The 17,760-nt window shown below is 45.5% G+C and carries 20 protein-coding genes, 1 tRNA gene, 1 riboswitch and 1 other annotated feature; of the genes, 14 read left to right on the forward strand and 7 right to left on the reverse strand.

The window, feature by feature from the left end:
- Positions 1-212: 212 nt before the first annotated feature.
- Genes D2962_RS17385 through D2962_RS01760 form a run of 4 tightly spaced genes read left to right on the forward strand, consistent with a single transcriptional unit; the run spans position 213 to position 2,671 of the window.
- Positions 213-806, forward strand: coding sequence for a FeoB small GTPase domain-containing protein (locus D2962_RS17385; protein ID WP_162991053.1), 594 nt, complete (start codon positions 213-215; stop codon positions 804-806).
- Complete coding sequence (locus D2962_RS01750; protein WP_162991054.1) at positions 784-2,256, forward strand: ferrous iron transporter B; 1,473 nt, start codon at positions 784-786, stop codon at positions 2,254-2,256. Before D2962_RS17385 ends, D2962_RS01750 begins: the two co-directional genes overlap by 23 nt.
- Positions 2,253-2,432, forward strand: a complete 180-nt coding sequence (locus tag D2962_RS01755; protein WP_122013918.1) for a hypothetical protein — start codon at positions 2,253-2,255, stop codon at positions 2,430-2,432. The genes D2962_RS01750 and D2962_RS01755 overlap by 4 nt, the downstream gene beginning before the upstream one ends.
- Entirely contained in the window at positions 2,429-2,671 is a 243-nt protein-coding gene (locus tag D2962_RS01760) for a FeoA family protein (protein ID WP_245984840.1), read from the forward strand. Before D2962_RS01755 ends, D2962_RS01760 begins: the two co-directional genes overlap by 4 nt.
- Before the next feature lie 37 nt (positions 2,672-2,708).
- Here D2962_RS01760 and D2962_RS01765 read toward each other — a convergent pair whose 3' ends face one another.
- Together D2962_RS01765 and D2962_RS01770 are read right to left on the reverse strand one after the other, a co-directional pair.
- On the reverse strand, positions 2,709-3,716 hold the full coding sequence (locus D2962_RS01765; protein ID WP_122013919.1) for an AIR synthase family protein: 1,008 nt from the start codon (positions 3,714-3,716) through the stop codon (positions 2,709-2,711).
- 12 nt (positions 3,717-3,728) lie between these two features.
- Positions 3,729-4,220: an ECF transporter S component gene (locus tag D2962_RS01770; protein ID WP_120768610.1), complete on the reverse strand. Its 492-nt coding sequence runs from the start codon at positions 4,218-4,220 to the stop codon at positions 3,729-3,731.
- A 233-nt stretch (positions 4,221-4,453) separates the two neighbouring features.
- Positions 4,454-4,639: a binding site (T-box leader), on the forward strand.
- 69 nt (positions 4,640-4,708) lie between these two features.
- Here D2962_RS01770 and serS point away from each other — a divergent pair.
- Positions 4,709-5,986 carry a serine--tRNA ligase gene (gene serS, locus D2962_RS01775; RefSeq protein WP_122013920.1) on the forward strand — a complete coding sequence of 426 codons (1,278 nt, stop codon included), beginning with the start codon at positions 4,709-4,711 and terminating at the stop codon, positions 5,984-5,986.
- 93 nt (positions 5,987-6,079) lie between these two features.
- Positions 6,080-6,259, forward strand: a riboswitch (Lysine riboswitch).
- A 130-nt stretch (positions 6,260-6,389) separates the two neighbouring features.
- A complete protein-coding gene (locus D2962_RS17390) occupies positions 6,390-6,542 on the forward strand; it encodes a hypothetical protein (RefSeq protein ID WP_162991055.1) in 153 nt (50 codons plus the stop codon).
- A 38-nt stretch (positions 6,543-6,580) separates the two neighbouring features.
- Here D2962_RS17390 and D2962_RS01780 read toward each other — a convergent pair whose 3' ends face one another.
- The 4 genes from D2962_RS01780 to D2962_RS01795 form a co-directional block, all read right to left on the reverse strand.
- Positions 6,581-6,823, reverse strand: a complete 243-nt coding sequence (locus D2962_RS01780) for a DUF1540 domain-containing protein (protein ID WP_120768594.1) — start codon at positions 6,821-6,823, stop codon at positions 6,581-6,583.
- Positions 6,824-6,899: 76 nt separating this feature from the next.
- A complete protein-coding gene (locus D2962_RS01785; protein WP_222927626.1) occupies positions 6,900-7,856 on the reverse strand; it encodes a glycosyl hydrolase family 18 protein in 957 nt (318 codons plus the stop codon).
- 101 nt (positions 7,857-7,957) lie between these two features.
- Entirely contained in the window at positions 7,958-8,206 is a 249-nt protein-coding gene (locus D2962_RS01790; protein ID WP_122013921.1) for a hypothetical protein, read from the reverse strand.
- 117 nt (positions 8,207-8,323) lie between these two features.
- On the reverse strand, positions 8,324-8,551 hold the full coding sequence (locus tag D2962_RS01795; RefSeq protein ID WP_162991056.1) for a DUF2642 domain-containing protein: 228 nt from the start codon (positions 8,549-8,551) through the stop codon (positions 8,324-8,326).
- Positions 8,552-8,651: 100 nt separating this feature from the next.
- Between D2962_RS01795 and D2962_RS19805 the strand changes: the two genes are divergently transcribed.
- A complete protein-coding gene (locus D2962_RS19805; RefSeq protein ID WP_281273718.1) occupies positions 8,652-9,542 on the forward strand; it encodes a lipid II flippase family protein in 891 nt (296 codons plus the stop codon).
- On the opposite strand, the gene D2962_RS01805 is transcribed toward D2962_RS19805, so the two are convergent.
- Positions 9,493-10,884 (reverse strand): hypothetical protein, encoded by a 1,392-nt coding sequence (locus D2962_RS01805; RefSeq protein WP_122013923.1) that lies wholly within the window; start codon positions 10,882-10,884, stop codon positions 9,493-9,495. The genes D2962_RS19805 and D2962_RS01805 overlap by 50 nt on opposite strands.
- Before the next feature lie 313 nt (positions 10,885-11,197).
- Between D2962_RS01805 and D2962_RS01810 the strand changes: the two genes are divergently transcribed.
- The 7 genes from D2962_RS01810 to D2962_RS01840 all read left to right on the forward strand — a co-directional run bounded on the left by D2962_RS01810 (position 11,198) and on the right by D2962_RS01840 (position 17,734).
- Positions 11,198-11,386: a hypothetical protein gene (locus D2962_RS01810; RefSeq protein WP_122013924.1), complete on the forward strand. Its 189-nt coding sequence runs from the start codon at positions 11,198-11,200 to the stop codon at positions 11,384-11,386.
- Between the two features lie 296 nt (positions 11,387-11,682).
- A tRNA-Thr gene (locus D2962_RS01815) sits at positions 11,683-11,757 on the forward strand.
- Positions 11,758-12,012: 255 nt separating this feature from the next.
- A complete protein-coding gene (locus tag D2962_RS01820; protein ID WP_122013925.1) occupies positions 12,013-13,614 on the forward strand; it encodes a spore germination protein in 1,602 nt (533 codons plus the stop codon).
- Positions 13,583-14,731 (forward strand): GerAB/ArcD/ProY family transporter, encoded by a 1,149-nt coding sequence (locus D2962_RS01825; protein ID WP_122013926.1) that lies wholly within the window; start codon positions 13,583-13,585, stop codon positions 14,729-14,731. Before D2962_RS01820 ends, D2962_RS01825 begins: the two co-directional genes overlap by 32 nt.
- On the forward strand, positions 14,728-15,885 hold the full coding sequence (locus D2962_RS01830; RefSeq protein WP_122013927.1) for a Ger(x)C family spore germination protein: 1,158 nt from the start codon (positions 14,728-14,730) through the stop codon (positions 15,883-15,885). Before D2962_RS01825 ends, D2962_RS01830 begins: the two co-directional genes overlap by 4 nt.
- Before the next feature lie 152 nt (positions 15,886-16,037).
- On the forward strand, positions 16,038-16,694 hold the full coding sequence (locus D2962_RS01835) for a DEAD/DEAH box helicase family protein (protein ID WP_122013928.1): 657 nt from the start codon (positions 16,038-16,040) through the stop codon (positions 16,692-16,694).
- A gap of 74 nt (positions 16,695-16,768) precedes the next feature.
- Complete coding sequence (locus D2962_RS01840) at positions 16,769-17,734, forward strand: carbohydrate kinase family protein (RefSeq protein WP_122013929.1); 966 nt, start codon at positions 16,769-16,771, stop codon at positions 17,732-17,734.
- Positions 17,735-17,760: the final 26 nt, after the last annotated feature.

The following is a 17,760-nucleotide window of genomic DNA, read 5'->3' on the forward strand; positions in this document are numbered from 1 at the left end:
CCCTTTGAGAAGGTTACGTCTATATAATAACCAAAATTTATATTCTTATACAAAAAAGAGGAAAAAACACGGAAAAACCGCAGGTTTTTGCCCCTGGTGAATAATAATCAATCTCAATCATATTGACATGTGAGAGCAATTATCATATAATGTTAGCGTAAAAGTATTTTTTTACAAGTTCATTGAGAATGATTATCAAGGAGGGGCCATTAATGGATTGCTGCAGGAATAAAAGAAGCATTTTCTCCTATTTTAAGGACCGTTTTGGTAAAAAACAGCATGATGAAAGCAGTAATGAATCAAAAAAGCGTAAGCTGGTTCTTGTCGGGACTCCCAATGTAGGTAAAAGCGTAATCTTTAATTACCTCACCGGCTCCTATGTCACTGTTTCCAATTATCCCGGCACCACCGTGGAAGTATCCAGGGGGACCGGTAAAATTGGTGATGATTTATATGAAGTCATAGATACACCGGGAATGTATTCTCTTATCCCCATAACCGAGGAAGAAAGGGTTACCAGAACCCTGCTTTTGGAAGAAAAGCCGGATATAGTAGTCCATGTGGTGGATGCAAATAACCTGGAGAGAATGCTGCCTCTCACTCTGCAGCTGAAGGAGGCCGGTTTGCCGGTGATGCTGGTCATCAACATGATGGATGAAGCTGAAAGAATCGGGCGCATCGTAGATATAGAAAAGCTGGGTCAAATTCTGGAAATACCTGTGGCGGCAACTGCCGCGGCTTTAAACCGTGGAATGGCTGAATTCAAGAGAAAGGTGGTGGAATATGATAAGAAAAGAGCCGCTTGAATACCATAACTTTAACATACACCGGAATTTTAATGAAATAGAAAAGGCAGCCCGCGACATCGAGGCACTGTTAAAATCAGATTACAGGTTGTCAAAAAGGTCTATTGCTCTTTTGCTTCTTCAGGAAGATGAGGAAATTACGGCATTGGTAAGGCAGAGGGAAAAGGATTTTGATGTTATTAATAAAATAATACACAGGACCAGGGAATCATGCCCTGAGCCCCTGCAGTATTTGATAACCCTTGAACGTCAGAGGAAAGTGGAGAGGATCTTAAAAGAAGTTATCAAGACTCAAGGAAAAAAGGAATCATCTCTTGAACGGTGGCTGGATAGTATTACCATAAAGCCCTTAACGGGCATTCCGATCCTTTTACTGGTGCTGTATTTTGGACTGTATAAGTTCGTAGGCCAGTTTGGCGCGGGAACAGTGGTGGACTTTATAGAGGGAAATATTTTCGAGACATATATAAATCCATGGATAAACCATGTGGTGGTTTCACTCATTCCTTATAAGCCCCTACAGCAACTGCTGGCCCTGGATTACGGCATAATAACATTGGGCATCAGGTATGCGGTGGCAATTATACTGCCCATAGTGGGCACGTTTTTCCTGGTGTTTTCCATTATAGAAGATTCGGGTTACCTGCCCAGGCTGGCCCTTCTGGTGGACCGAGTTTTCAAGACCATCGGGCTTAACGGCAGGGCGGTCATCCCCATGACCCTGGGATTCGGATGTGATACCATGGCCACCCTGGTTTCCAGGACCCTTGAAACAAAGCGGGAAAGAATTATAGCCACGCTTCTCCTGGCGCTGGCCATTCCCTGCTCGGCACAGCTTGGCGTAATTCTGGCTCTTCTTTCGGGCAGGCCTTACGCCATGGGGATCTGGGTCGGATTTATACTGCTGGTATTCTTGTTCATCGGATATTTGACGGCCAGGATCCTGCCGGGAGAAAGACCGGACTTTTATATGGAAGTCCCGCCCCTCAGGATGCCCAAAATATCCAATGTGCTGGAAAAGACCTTTTCCAGGATGCAGTGGTATTTTCTTGAGATCGTCCCTATGTTTATCCTGGCCAGTATATTAATATGGTTCGGAAAGATGACAGGCCTGTTTGATATCTTAGTGCACGCCATTGCTCCGGTGATGAAAGCCATGGGACTGCCGGAAAAAGCCGCCGAAGCCTTCCTGTTCGGATTTTTCCGCAGGGATTACGGAGCGGCCGGACTTTATGATCTGCAAAAGAGCGGAGCATTAAACGGTGTTCAGATGGTGGTGGCATCGGCTACGCTTACCCTTTTCGTGCCGTGCATTGCACAATTTTCCATAATGGTCAAGGAAAGGGGAATAAAGACCGCCCTTGCCATAGTAGGATTTATCATACCTTTTGCCTTTATCTCGGGTGTCGCTTTAAACTGGATATTGACTACCCTGGGGGTGGCACTATGATGAAATGCAGTTTTTGTGGATTCGAGTTCGATGAAAAGGCACCGGGTTCAGCTTCCTGCAAAGGATGCCCCATGAGCGGACACTGCGGCAGAATCAGGTGTCCCCGGTGCGGTTTTGAAATGGTAAAACCCAGCGGGCTTTTAAAGAGGCTTTTGGGAAGGGGGAAAAGTGAATGATGGCGGTAAGAGACGGCGGAGTATTCCTTACGGAACTTAAGGCAGGAGAAAAGGCAACTATTTTAAAAATAAATGCAAAGGATAGAAAGACCTTAAATAAACTTATGGCCCTGGGAGTGCTGCCGGGCATGCAGGTGACACTAATGCAAAAATTCCCCTCCCTTGTATTTAAGGTGGGCAATACCAGGATAGCCGCCGATGAGGCTATATCTAAAAACATACTGGTGCTGAAGAATTAAAGGCCGGAATTTCCGGCCTTTTTCCATCCAACCAGGATTATTTTATCTGCAATTGCTTTCCGATTTCTATAGCCCTATAAAGCTCATCCCTTTCAGGAGGGTTCAAAGGAGATCTTGTACCATCTAAGATAATTATTTTATGGTTTCCAGAAGTAATTTTGCCCACCATAGTGGCGGGAATACTCTTCTTTTCTAGAGCATTGATTACCCTTTGTCCATCGGGTGCACAGATGAGCATGGAGCCGCTGGAGATAAGCCCGAGGGGGTTGATGCCGAAAAAGCCACAGATGGAACGGGTTTCCGGCAAAACGGGGAGTTTGTCGCCATAAATCTCTACTCCTACACCGGAGGCTTCGGCCAATTCATAACATGCCCCCAGAAGGCCGCCCTCGGTTATGTCGTGCATGGCCGACACTCCGGTGGCAGCGGCAGTAAGCCCATCCTGTATCACGCTTATTTTTTCTATAAACCCCTGAGCTTTTTTTAAAAGTTCAACAGGTATGCTGCCTTTTAAAACATCTTCAAAATCTGAAGCCAGCACCGCCGAGCCCTCCAGCCCGAGAGCCTTTGTCACTATCACGTCATCTCCAGGTCTGGCGCCGGATGATGTGACATATTCGTCCTTTCTGGCTATACCTATTGCTGTGGAAGAAATCACCGGTTTTGTGACGGCAGGGGTTATTTCACTGTGACCGCCCAGAACTTCGATGCCGATCTTGCCTGCAGCGCTGTGAATGCTTTCCATCAGGGCTTTTAAAGTATCCTCACCTGAGTCGGGAGGCAGGAGGAGTGTTACAAGAATCCCCAGGGGCTCGGCGCCGCAGGCGGCAATATCGTTGCAGCAGACAAGCACTGAGAGATAACCGCTGTTTCTATCCGCACCGGTGATAGGGTCAGAGGACGCTACTGCCACATACTCGCCGAAATCTATGACGCTGCAATCCTCTCCAAAACCAGAATGGACCAGTACTTCCTTTCTATTTATACCTAAAAAAGGGTATACGGCTTTTTTCAATAACTCTGGCGGCACCTTTCCAATCTTCAATGTCGTTCACCTCTAAAATTTATCCTCATCGTTAAAGGAAAGATTTTTTAACCTGCTATGCAGAAAAAGAGCTATAACAGCGCCGGCACTGACCTGAATGAAATCTCCGGCAAGCTCTACAGGCACTGCACCTATACCATAAAGTATTCCTGCCGCAGCGGCGTATCCTGTCATCATCAAAATGGCTCCCATGACTACTGCTATATAGGGATTTGCCTTTCGGGCTACGGCGCCCACTATGAAACCTTCAAGACCTTTAATCACAAAGGTGATGGGTGCCCATACCGGATAGCCGGCCATAAGGTCGGAAAGGGCGGAACCAACCCCTCCAATAAGGGCTCCGGTGGGTCCGCCGTAAATGAGGGCCACCAGATATATGACCGATTCGCCAAGATTAAAATAAAGGTTAAAAGTTGGCACTGGAAAGCGCAGCACCGATGTGGCGATGACCAGAAGGCCCATGAAAAGGCCCAGAAAGGCCAGTTTTTTAATTTGTTCGTTCATGTTAAACCTCCTGAAAAATTTGCAGATTTTTCCGGACCAAAAACCTAAACTGTTACCCCTTGATAGTAATAATATTATATCATTACCTGGTTTTAATGCCAACATTTGAGCGAGGAAATTAAGTGAGGTTGCCTATTGTCTTTCTGCTCGGAAATCCAATTTCTGTTTGGCACTGTTTGGCCCTTGATTTTCTGAAAATTATTGGATATAATTAAGTTCATAAACTATAAAACAAGAATGCGATGAAGGGGAAAAGTAAGCAAGGTCTTTTTCACAGAGAGCCTGCGGTGGGTGCGAGCAGGCAAAAAAACCTGCCGAATTCCGCCCCGAAGCAGCGCCTTTGAAGAGGCCCCGGGTATTTCCCGTTATGGCAATTGAGTTATAAAATAGGGTGGCAACGCGGGTCCTCCGCCCCTTGATGGGCAGGAGGATTTTTTATATGGTTTTATTACAAACAAGCTAAAAAAATTTTTCAGGAGGTATAAACAATGCTGGATATTAGATTCATACGCCAGAATCCGGAAGTGGTAAGGGATGCCCTCAAGAAAAGAGGCATAGAGGCTGCTCTCGATGAATTCATGAAAATGGATGAAGAGCGCCGAAACCTGCTCTTTGAAGCAGAAAAGCTGAAAAACTTGAGAAACCAGGAATCAGAAGAGATAGCCAGGAAGAAGAAGGCCGGTGAGCCTGCAGAAGACCTCATCCTCAAAATGCGGGAAGTATCCCAGAACATAAAGGAAATGGATGAAAAGATCAATGCCCTGGAGGATAGCCTTCAAAAAATCCTTCTAACGATACCCAATATCCCCGATGATACGGTGCCTGTGGGTAAAAGTGATGCGGACAATGTGGAGGTGCGCAGGTGGGGAACCCCCAGGACCTTTAACTTTGATTTCAAGGCCCACTGGGATATAGGTGAGGCTCTTAACATCCTGGATTTCAACCGAGCGGGAAAAATCACCGGGTCCAGATTTACGGTGTATAAGGGAGCCGGGGCCCGACTGGAGAGAGCCCTCATAAATTTCATGCTGAACCTTCACATAGAAAAACACGGCTATACCGAGATATTTCCGCCCTTTATAGTAAACCGTGACAGCATGACAGGCACCGGGCAGCTTCCCAAGTTCGAGGAGGATGCCTTTAAACTTTATAACAATACCGATTACTTCCTGATACCCACGGCGGAAGTCCCGGTGACAAACCTGCACCGGGAAGAGATTCTGGAAAAAGATACCCTTCCCATATACTATGTGGCCTACAGCGGATGTTTCAGGGCTGAGGCGGGTTCTGCAGGCAGGGACACCCGGGGACTCATACGGCAGCACCAGTTCAACAAGGTGGAACTGGTGAAGTTCACCGAACCGGAAACTTCCATGGATGAACTGGAAAAATTAACAAAAGATGCCGAAGAAGTCCTTCAGATCCTGGGGCTTCCCTACCGGGTGGTAGAGCTGTGTACCGGTGACCTGGGCTTTTCATCGGCTAAAACTTATGATATAGAAGTGTGGATGCCCAGCTACAACCGTTATGTGGAGATATCTTCATGCAGCAACTTCAAGGATTACCAGGCCCGCCGTGCCAGGATACAGTACCGGCCGGAAAAAGGTGCAAAACCGCAGTTCGTCCATACGCTAAACGGGTCAGGGCTGGCAGTGGGCAGGACCACTGCGGCCATACTGGAAAATTATCAGCAGCCCGATGGCTCTGTAGTAATTCCGGAGGCTTTGAGGGAATACATGGGAGGGATGGAGAAAATATCAATATAGAAATTGTGGTAAAAAAAGCCAGTTGACAAACACCGCTCACCAATATAAAATAAAATAAACTATTTTAAAAAATAACATACCTTACCTCGTTAGAGGTGCGGTAGAGGCGCGGTGTACCATTAGTAACCTTTGGAGGCGGCAGCCGATGAAAAAGGCCAAAGGGGCCACCGCCGAAGTCCTGATGCCGGCAGGCAGCAGGGCTGGGCCTGCATCGAAGAGATGCAGGACTGTCACTTAAGGTTCCCGAGCCTTAGGTGGAGCGCTATCACACTATTTTGGGAAGGAGGGGTATTCCTATGCTTTTCTCCCGAAAAAAACGGCTGTGGTAGTATCCATAAGCCGTTTTTTGCATAATATAATAATGATATTGGCATTTTAATAAAAAAAACGAGGTGGAAAACATATGGAACTTCCTATTTTCAACGAGGAAGGTATTGACGATTTTCTGGAAAAATTCCGGCAAGAGAAAAACCTCAACTCCTATCACAAGGATAGAGCTGAAATATATGCGGATTATATAAAGGAGTTCATGTGGGTGGATATAAAAAGGAAATAAATTTTAAAGGCAGCGTGTAAAGCGCTGCCTTTAAAATTTTATTTCCTGTAGATACTATCGGCATTTTTAGCCGGTGAACCTGACTGCACGAAGGTCTTGCAGCAGGTCTCCATACATGAGCTCACGGGAGTCTGGGGAGCGGTGGAAGCCTGAGGAGCGTCGAAACTATCGGGCATGGTGTCGCCGATTTTGTCAGAAGTTACCATTATCTCTGAAGCATCACAGATGTTGCCATTCTTCCAGTAATTGCAATTGGACACGCTGCAGTGAATTCTTGCCATATAAAAACCTCCCTTATAAGATTCTATAAATTAGTTTAACTAATTGGGGTATTGTTATGCTGGAAGAAATTTCTTTTTATCTTGTTTTTAATTTGGCTCTTATGACGTTCCACACCCTCGGGTCTTCCTGACCCAGGCGCCATACGGCGATACCGCCGAGATTATATTCGTTGACAAGATCAAGTTTTGCCGAAAAGCTGCGGGCGTCCTCAAACCAGACTATATGCTGTACTCCATTAGCCGTGTAAGTAAAAGTCGATTCCTGAGCCTGTTCATCGTAAGTTATTGTCGCCCCATACTGCCTTGCCAGGGCTATGGCTTCATTGTAAGTGAGGGTCCTGGGCATACCTCCGGCGGCCACCCAATCATAGCCGTAGACAGCCATACCCAGCTTTATCTTATTCCGGGGTATTCTGGTGATGGCGTAATCCAACACCCGCCTTACAAAACCTATGGAAGCCACCGGGCCCGGAGTGGAAAAGTGTTCATCATAGGCAAGGATAAAAAGTTCGTCGGCAAGCATGGCCAGGGTCCCGTAGTCAAAGGCTCCTGAAAAGGGGTGCTGGGGGTTTTCCTGAAGTTCCGCAGGAACGGAAATAGTGACTCTGAAGCGGGGTGAAAGTCTCCGGTAAAGGTTCTCCATGAATGCATTGAGAGCTGGACGGTCGGGCGGCGGCACAAACTCAAAATCTATATTTACTCCGGCAAAACCTCTGGAAACCAGCATATTTTCTATAGAATTCACCAAATTTTCTCTAAGAGCCGGGGTTGTCAGAAGTTCATGAATCAGTTCCGACATTTGAGGATCGGAATAATTATGGACGATGGCTAAAATAGGCAGATTATTAGCTCTTGCCACCTGAAGCGCTTCCGGTTGGGACTGGTCCACCAGAGTTCCCTGTTCCGTAACTCCAAACCAGAATGGCACCAGATTATCAATTTCGTGGGCATGAAGCCGCAGATCCGTTAAGGCCTGTGTTGTAGAAACATAGTACCAGTTGTTTTCTTTTTGGACCTGAAGGATTTGTTCCAAAATCAAAACCTCCCTGTTGATTAAACTGCTTTCTAATATATAATATACGGTCTGCCAGGGTGAAGTACCAAAAAAAAGGCTCTGCCTTTAAAGCGGAATCTTTAACTTTTATAGACTCCCACTATACCGGCAACGGCTACCAGAGAAGACCATGCCACTATAGTGCCTCCTTCGGACCATACCGAACCCATCTGGCCTATGGCACCAAGGGCGGCGGCCACATGAGGATCTCCACCGGCCATGGCGCCCGGCATAGGCGGAAGTCCTGTTTTAACATTTTTCTCCTCCCCTATATGATGCTGATCATCAATGATGAGTCCATTTGTGAAATATATATCATTATACAGCATTCGACAAAAAATCAACAGGTAAATTTTAAAAAATTTTAAATGATAATATTAATTAACTAAAATAGAAAATCATTTTCAACACAGAAAATATAAAAAAGCCCCTGGAGGGCTAAAAGGCTACGGGCGTCTCACATATTCTATAGTAGTCAGTCTTATATGATAACGTCCCTGTGGATTTTCCACTAAAATATGGTCGACAAAGACCGATACCAGCCTGCCTGATATCATGATACCGGAGGTCAGGCCAACATCTATGGAGGAACCGATCATCTCCCTCAGATGGCCGAGAAAAATCCTGTTTTCACCGCCGAAGAGGAGGGCTTCCGCCTTTGAGTTTTCCGGCAAATTCATTCTCCTTTCTTGATAATTGTTTTATCTAATTATATAATATACAGGGGATGATATTTATTGCTATACAGACTAACTACAGGAAATGGGGCAGAACATGGAAAGACTAATTATTGTAATAATTTTTACGGCTACTATTCACATGGTGGATACTCTATCTTACTCCGTACGGCTGGCGGGCATCAGGACAAAGCGCCTGGCTATGGCTATTTCCCTGTTTAATATAATAGTGCTTATATCCAGGACCGCCAATATGATACAGGCACCGCTCCTTGGAAGCATAGTGGATAAAGCCATAAACCAGGGTTCATCCGCATTTTTGCTCCATGACTTTCGGTGGATCATTGCATCGGCTACACTGGGAAGTATGCTCGGTGCCGCTTTAATTCCCAGTTTTGTGGTCATATTTTCCAAAGGCATAATAAACCTTGAGAAAGCAGGTTCCATCCCGCAATTGATGGGCATGGTGATATTTCAACAACCTATTGCAAAAATAAAAAAGAGCCTGGTGAAGCCCGGGCTGTCGCTGCTCAAAGGATTAAAACCGGAAAAAATACCGCCCACTTTTCTGGTGTTAAACCTTATCATAACTTCCATATCCACCATCGGAGTACTGGCAGCCATATATGCGGGGGCACTGGTACCCCCATTACCGCATAACTGCAAGTCAGCTTTCGGGAATCATAAACGGTGCGGCAACCATACTTCTGGCGGTAGTGGTGGATCCCCAGGCGGCTATCATAACGGACCAAACCCTGCAGGGATTGCGGGAAAGTCAGGAGGCCAACACCATGGTGGCATTTCTGGTGGGTGGGAAAATATTGGGGACCCTTCTCAGCCAGATAATATTTTTATGGGCTGCCGAAATGGTAGTATTTATAACGAAGATAATAGCGTAAAAAAGGAAGCGGGATTTTCCCACTTCCTTTTTTTAAAGGTTACATCAAGAACAACACTCCGACGATGGTGGAAACTACCATGCCTATGACGACAGGAATAAAGTTCTTTCTCACCAGGTCCAGCACAGGCACGCCCACGATACCGGCTACGGCCACCAGAGAGCTCCAGGCGATAATGGTGCCGCCGCCGGACCAGATGGCACCGATCTGGCCGATGGAAGCCAGAGTTGCAGCCACGGTGTGATTTCCTCCTGCCATGGCGCCTGCCAGTGTTCCGGTCATGGGAAGGCCGGAAAATCCGGAGCCGTCAAGGCCGGTGATGATACCAAGAATCAACATACCGAAGGCTGACAGAAATCCCTGAGGAGGAATGGCCTGGGCCAGCATCTTGCCGATATCGAACAGGTATCCGGGGGCGCCTTCTCCCATGATTTTCACAACGGCTTCGGGATTGCCCAGGAAGAAGAAACCTGCAATGGGAAGTATCTGACCCATGACCTTGAAGGCAAACACCAGGCCGTCGGTCAAATGATCCGCAATTTTGTCGAGGCCTTTTACACCTTCAACGAGAAGGGTAGCCACGGTCATGATAAGGATAGCGGTTCCACCCAGCAGTGCCGATGCATCACCGCCCTTAATATCAAAGACAAACATGGCAAATACTACGGCCGCCATGGAAAGGATCAGAAGCCATACCAGGAAAGGAGCATAAGCTTCACCCTGTTTCTCTTTTGCCTGCACCTGCATGGCGGGATGAGCATCATTCGATGCTGCCATTTCCCTGATACCCTCCGCCTGGAATTTGGCGATATCCTTTTGCATCATGAAATAAGCAATTATGATAGCCACAATACCTGTTATCAGAGAAAGTACAGCTACATGGCTGGTCAGCAGAGGAACCGGAATACCTGCAGCCTTGGCGGATAGACCGGGAGCACCCTGGATGACCATGTCACCGGAAAGGGCCATACCCTGTCCTGCAAGGGCCAGAGCCACAGCGCCCGCCATCGGAGGCAAACCGGCTTTAACGGCAGCTGGAACCAGCAATGCGCCGATAAGAGGAACTGCCGGTGTGGGCCAGAAGAAAAGCGAAATAACATATGTGGAAACTATGATGACGATATAGCTGATTAACGGTGACACCATGAGCTTTTTGAGCGGGGCTACCAGTAGTTCATCCGCTCCCGTTACGCTGAGGGATTTTAACATGGCTACCATAAGACCGATGATGACGAAAATGCTGCCCAGCTCGGAGAGAGCCGCAATATTGGCATTGAATACGGTGGTTACAGCGCCTACCAGAGAACCCTTAAATATCAGGCCGATCAAAAAAGTAGAAACAATACATGGGATAAGAACATTGCGGCGGAAAATCATGGTCAATACTACGACTAAAGTACCTAAAGCATAAATCCAGTGAGCAAGAGTCATGTTTTTTCCTCCTTAGAAGTATTTTCCATATTCAGTTGTAAAACAGATTGATATTACTTTCACATTGGATAAATTAACCACCTCCTCATCAAAGATGAGTACCTTATTAATAATAAATGTATTCGACATAGATTTTCAAATTCCTCCTGTTATATTAGAAATTTTTTAATAAAAATAATTTTCATGTGATAATAATAATCACTGACAAAAATTTATCATAACTTACTACACTCCAATATAAATAAATTGTGATATTATGGAAAAAATATAAAAGAATCTGGGATAAAATGACGAAAATAGGAGGAAAAACCAGTTGATAGCCAAAATTTTTCAAAATCCGATATTAAGGCCTGTATGGCTTATACTGAGAGTCTGGCTGGGAATTCAATGGTTCAATGCTGGATACCACAAATTAATAGACCCGGCGGGAGTATGGGTGGGACCCAGGGCGGGAGTAGCCATTAAAGGTTTCCCAACGGCCTCATGTACACTGCAGCTATAATCCTCATCCTCGCCGGCATGAACGCAGGTTTCTATGGTCTTGACTACTTTTTGATGTGGCTTTACAGAAAATATTGGGGCGGAAATCCATTCCCGAAAGGGAGGATATAGGAAGACTCCTGAAGTAAAGCTTCAGGCTCGACTTCAGCCATAGTTTTTGAAATAGCGAGGTCTAGAGAGGTCTGGTAAGGATATTAAACATTATCCTACTTACTTTTTTATAATGATAATAATCATTACATGTCGTTGCCCTGGTTATTGACTAATAGAGCCAAACAGGTTAAAATATATATGCATGCTGATGTGGCTCAGGGGTAGAGCAGCGCACTCGTAATGCGCAGGTCGAGGGTTCGAATCCCTCCATCAGCTCCATTTAAGACACAAAAGACGCTTGAGAGAAATTTTCAAGCGTTATTTTTATGTACTTACTATACATTTTTGATCAGCTGATTATTTGCCATATTTGCTATATTGCCCTTCGAGTTGCCGAAGCTTTTACGCTTGACACATGAATATAAGGATGTAATAAGGGAAAACATAAAAAAAAATGGTCCATAAGACCCATAAAATGTAACAAGTCCCTGTCAAAGGAACCATCCCCGTGACAGTGTTTGGAGGAAGAAGCAAATGCTGGAGAAGCTGTGGCCGTTTAGACTCATAAAAAAGCTGAATAAGAAGGAAAAAACCGAAGGGGAGTTTCGGGGGGAGTTTCCTGAAAGCAGCACTCCTGTAAAAAAAGACATAAATGCAAATCTTCACTATTTCCAAAATGTGACAAAGAACTGCCATGATGTGGTAATAAGGCCATTTAAAATAGGAAAAAACCCTGATTTTTCGGCTTTTCTGGTGTACATCGACGGCATGGTTGATAAAGAGCTCTTAAATAAATCGATTGTTACGCCTCTCATGCTGAATTCTCAGGAAGAAAAGATAAACAATTTTTTAAAAGATAATCCCTATGATTACATAGAAAATCATCTGCTGGCTTCCGCCAGTCTAAAGGATACAAAGCAGTTGGAAAAAGCCGTGTTCTTTGTGAATTCGGGCTCCACCGCCATCTTCATAGACGGTCTCGACAAAGCGTTGATAATAGGCACCGAAGGCTACAGTTCCAGAAACGTGGAAGAACCCATGGTGGAGCCTGTTATACGTGGGCCCAGGGAAGGTTTTACGGAGGTCTTAAGAACCAATACCGCATTGATCCGCAGAAAAATAAAGTCACCAAAATTGAAGTTAGAGATAATAAAAATTGGCAGTATTACTAATACCGAGGTGGCTTTGCTCTATATCGACGGCCTTGTCAATAGCAAGATCCTGGAAGAGGTCAAGCGAAGAATAAAGCGCATAAAGATCGATGGTGTTCTGGATACCAATTATGTGGCGGAATTTATAAGGGATAATTATCTGACTCCTTTTCCGCTGCTTCACCGCACCGAAAAGCCTGATGTGGTGGCAGGGGAAATGTTGTCGGGGAAGGTTGCCATCATTGTCGACGGCTCTCCCTCCGCCCTTATTGCCCCTTCCCTATTTGTGGAATATATTATAGGTAGTGAAGATTATTATATGAACTTCGTATTTGCCAGTTTCACCCGATGGATCCGATATTTATCATTGTTGATAGCGGTTTTTTTACCGGCGGTCTATGTAGCCATAACCACATATCATCAGGAGATGATTCCCACGCCCCTTGCCATCTCCATAGCCGCCGCTCGGGAAGGTGTCCCCTTCCCAACTTTCTTTGAAGCCGTTTTGATGGGTTTAGTCTTTGAAATATTAAGGGAAGCGGGTACCCGGATGCCCAGAACCATAGGCCAGGCGGTGAGCATCGTAGGCACCCTCATCATAGGAGATGCCGCCGTCAGTGCAGGTCTCACCAGCCCTGCCATGGTGATAATAACTGCTCTGACGGGCCTGGCAGTATTTACCATCCCAACCCCCGAGTTGGTGGCGGCCCTCATACCCATAAGATTTTTCTTGTTAATCCTCGGTGCCGTAATAGGGCTTTTGGGGGTTATGCTGGCAACCATCATTATAATAGCATATCTTGCTTCCCTTCGCTCCTTCGGCGTACCGTATCTTTCCCCCCTAGCTCCCTTGAGTCCCCGGGACCTAAAAGATGTAGGTATAAGGGCTCCCTGGTGGATGATGAGGATGCGGCCCCGCCTCATAGGCTGGAAAAAGCCCCAGAGGCAGCCCTATGGTCAAAAACCTGAACCCGACAAGAAATAGAAGAAATAGAGGTGACATCATGCTGGAAAAGGGTAAAATCCGGGCAGGCCAGCTCATGTGGCTGTTGATAACCATAGGAACTGCCCTTTTGGTCCCCATGTCCCAAATCGCTGTAGCTGCCGGCAGCCGCCAGGATTCGTGGCTGGCGGAAATACTCTCCCTCGCCATACAACTAGTTATGCTCCGCGTTGTTTTAAAGCTGGCCATGCGCTTTCCCGGCATGGAGTTTGCATCCTGCTTAAAGGAAATCTGCGGTATCTTTTTGGGTAACTTTATTGCCCTTTTATACATATGGTTTTTTATATTTTCTTCAGCCGCCTTTTTGAGGGAAATTACCAGCTTTTCCATAGCCATGATCTACATCGAAACTCCCCCTTTCGTTATATCCCTCATAATTTTGTTTACTGCAGGCTACATCGCCTTTTTGGGCCTGGAAGTCATCGCCAGGACCAATGAAATAGTATTGCCCATCATCATAATCTTATATTTTACGGCGTTTTTTCTGCTGCTAAAGGAGATAAATTGGGACAATTTAAAGCCTGTCTTAGAAAACGGCGTTATACCTATCTTAAGGGGCGCTTTTGTGTCCTCAGGTAGTTTTGTCTTTGTTGCTTTCGTAGCGGTGGCCCTGCCCTATATCAACAAGCCCAGGGAATGCCGGCGATCTCTTGCTCTGGGGAGCATCATTCAGGGGGTTGCCGTGATATTCGCCACCATCGTGGTCGTAGGGGTCATGGGACCCGGCCTGGCTCAATCTACCTTGTATCGGGGCTATCTAGCCGTCCGCTACATAAGCTATGCCAATTTTGTGGAACATCTTGACCCCATAGCCCTCTCTATCTTTGTGCTGAGCAGAGTCATAAAGATATCGGTATTTTTTTACGCCTCCTGCCTTGTAACAGGGCAGCTCTTTAACCTCAAATCATATAGATTCTTATATATTCCTGCGGGAATTGTTATTTTAATATTTTCAAGGGTCTTTTTTAGGGATGCGGCCCAGTTGAACAGGTTTTTTGTCACGATATGGCCCATACATAACTATATATTTGAGCTGGTATTCCCACTTTTTCTTTTGATACTTGCCATGGTTCGAAAAAAGGGTGAACAGGAAACATGAGTTTTTGCAAAAAACTGATGCCCTTCATCCTAATAATTTCCCTCTTTCTATCAGGATGCTGGGATCGCAAAGAATTAAATGAAATCGGCTTAAGCATAGGTGTGGCCATCGACCCTGCCGAAAGGGACAACATCCTTTTGACGGTAGAGACGGTGGTCCCGTCAAATATAAAGACAACGGGCCAGACCGGTGGCGGGGGTGGCGGAGGTGCCAGGGGAAAGCCTTATACCACCTTTTCTGCGGTGGGTGAAACCATCTTTCATGCAGTCCGCAGGATCCTCGATTATACCTCCAGGAAGATATTTTATGGCTATAATCAAGTAATTATAATCAATGAAGATATAGCAAGGGAATACAGGTTAAATCAACTTCTGGATTTCTTTTTCCGGGACCCGGAGCTTCGGGAGAGAAATTGGGTCCTGGTCACTCCCGATAAAGCTGCGGATATTCTCAACACCGTCCACCCATTAGAAATGCTGCCGGCAAAAGCCATCGCCGATGAGATAAAAGCCAATACCTTTAAGTCCAAGACCATCTCCAATGATCTGCTCCATGTGCATCAGATGATACAGTCTAAAGGTGGAGATGTAGCCGTGCCGGTAGTAAGAAAAGACAAAAAAAATCAGCCCTTCATCACCGGTTCGGCAGTCTTTAAAGACGAAAAATTTGCAGGCTATCTAACGGAGATCGAAAGCCGTGGGGTCTTGTGGGTGCTGGGCAAGGTCAGAAGCGGCATAGTGGTGTTCCCATGGGTAAAAGACGATCCGAAAAACAAAATATCTATCGAAATAATAAAAGTATCCAGCAAGATTATACCCTATTTTAAAGACGGCAAACCCGGGATAAATGTTAAGATACAACAGATAGGAAATATCGGCGAAACAGACGTTCAACTGGACCTGGAAAAGCCCGGAACCATGGAAAAAATCGCCGACCTGGAGGAAAAAGCCATAAAGCAGGAAGTGGAAGCGGCATTAAAGGCCGCAAAAAAATACCATGCTGATGTCTTCGGCTTTGGAAATCATGTGCACATTTACTTTCCTAAAGAATGGAAGGCTATGGAAGACAGGTGGCGTGATGAGGTCTTCCCCGATCTTCCGGTAAATATCGAAGTTAAATGCAAAATAAATCAAGTAGGCCTATCCCTGAAGTAGTGTGAGTCAGGGGACGGTTCTTTGACTCATCGAATTAACTATCATTAAGGGCTTTCTGAGAAGATATTGGCATATTATTAACAAAAGTTAAAAAAGATTTAACTCCAGCTCTTTATTTTTTTTGCAACATCTTTTAAAATGTAGTTGTAAAGATGGCCCAGAACCTGGATGAATTCAAGCCAGAGGAATTTGGATATGTAATTATAGATGAATGTCATCACGGCACGGCAAACACCTATAAAAAGGTGCTGGCATATTTTAAACCGGAATTCACCCTCGGGCTTACAGCCACACCTGACAGGATGGATGGAGAAAACCTGTTGGAAATCTTTAAAAATGTGGCTCATAAACTTGACCTGAAGACGGCCGTGGAAATCGGAGAATTGGTACCTATTCGGTGTATAAGGATAAAAACAAATATAGATCTTTCCACTGTCAGGATAAACGGCATCAAATACAATTCTCAGGACCTGTTTGAACATATGGATGAAAACGGCAGAGTTAAGCTCGAGGATATTGTCGATTATTTTATTGATTTTTATACTGCCAGAAAAAACAAGGGTCTTGTGGTGGAGAAGAAATCAAGTATATTTTGCAAAGAGGGCTATACCCGTAAAGATGTGGAACGAAATATACTTATGAATCCTTTTAAACGGTTTGAGGACATGCGCTTCATGAAGAGGTCCAGGGAAATCGAGTATGTGGAATTTAACCGTCACATATTTAAAAAACTTACCCTGGAGGATATTGCATGGATAAAATCCCACTGTGATAAAAAGCTTGAGGAGTATTACAAAAACAGGTTTTGAAACCATAAAACTAAATAAAAAAGTATGTAAGCTACGGCAACATCTTTTCAAAATATATACAGGGGGGAGAAAATATGTTTGATGTGGTGGCACTGGGAGAGCTTTTGATTGATTTTACTCCGGCGGGGCATACACCGGCTGGAAGTCCCGTATTCGAGGCTAACCCCGGCGGGGCTCCTGCCAATGTTCTTGCTGCCGTATCGAAACTTGGCGGTAAAAGCGCCTTTATAGGAAAGGTTGGTGACGACCAGTTCGGACATTTTCTGGAAGAAGTGTTGAAATCCCACGGTATTGACACCGCAGGCCTGAGCTTTTCGGATTCGGCGAACACCACCCTGGCCTTTGTGCATCTTGACCAAAAAGGGGAAAGGAGCTTTAGCTTTTATAGAAACCCCGGGGCCGATATCATGCTGGATGTGCAGGATATCAAACCCGAAATCATTGCCGATACTCGAATATTTCATTTCGGATCTCTGTCCCTGACCCATGAACCGGCCAGGAGTGCCACGCTTCATGCGCTGAATCTAGCGAAGAAAAAAAATAAAGTAATATCCTTTGACCCCAACTGGAGGCCGCCTCTTTGGAAGGATGATGCCGCTGCCAGAGAGGGTATGTTCCTCGGCCTTCAATCTGCGGATATACTAAAATTATCAGAAGAGGAAATGGAATTTTTGACCGGAGAACAGGATTTAGAAAAAGGTAGCGGAAAATTATTCGATATGGGGATAAAGCTGGTGCTGGTAACCATGGGAGAAAAGGGCTGTTTCTATAGATGTTCATCCGGTACCGGCTCTGTAAAGGCTTATGATGTCAGGGTATTAGACACGACCGGCGCTGGAGACGCTTTTATGGGGGCTCTTTTATACGGTATTTGCAAAAGGGGTATCCTCCTTGATGAAATAAATATACAGGAGCTGGAGGGTATTCTGGATTTTGCCAGTGCCGCAGGGGGGTTATGTACGACAAAAAGAGGGGGCATACCTGCCATGCCCACCCTGGAAGAAGTGAGACTCTGCATGAAGAACATCAAAAAGCTCTAGAACAACAAAGCGAGAATGTTTAGGGT

The sequence above is a fragment of the Biomaibacter acetigenes genome (assembly GCF_003691585.1).
GTDB classification, from domain to species: domain Bacteria; phylum Bacillota; class Thermosediminibacteria; order Thermosediminibacterales; family Tepidanaerobacteraceae; genus Biomaibacter; species Biomaibacter acetigenes.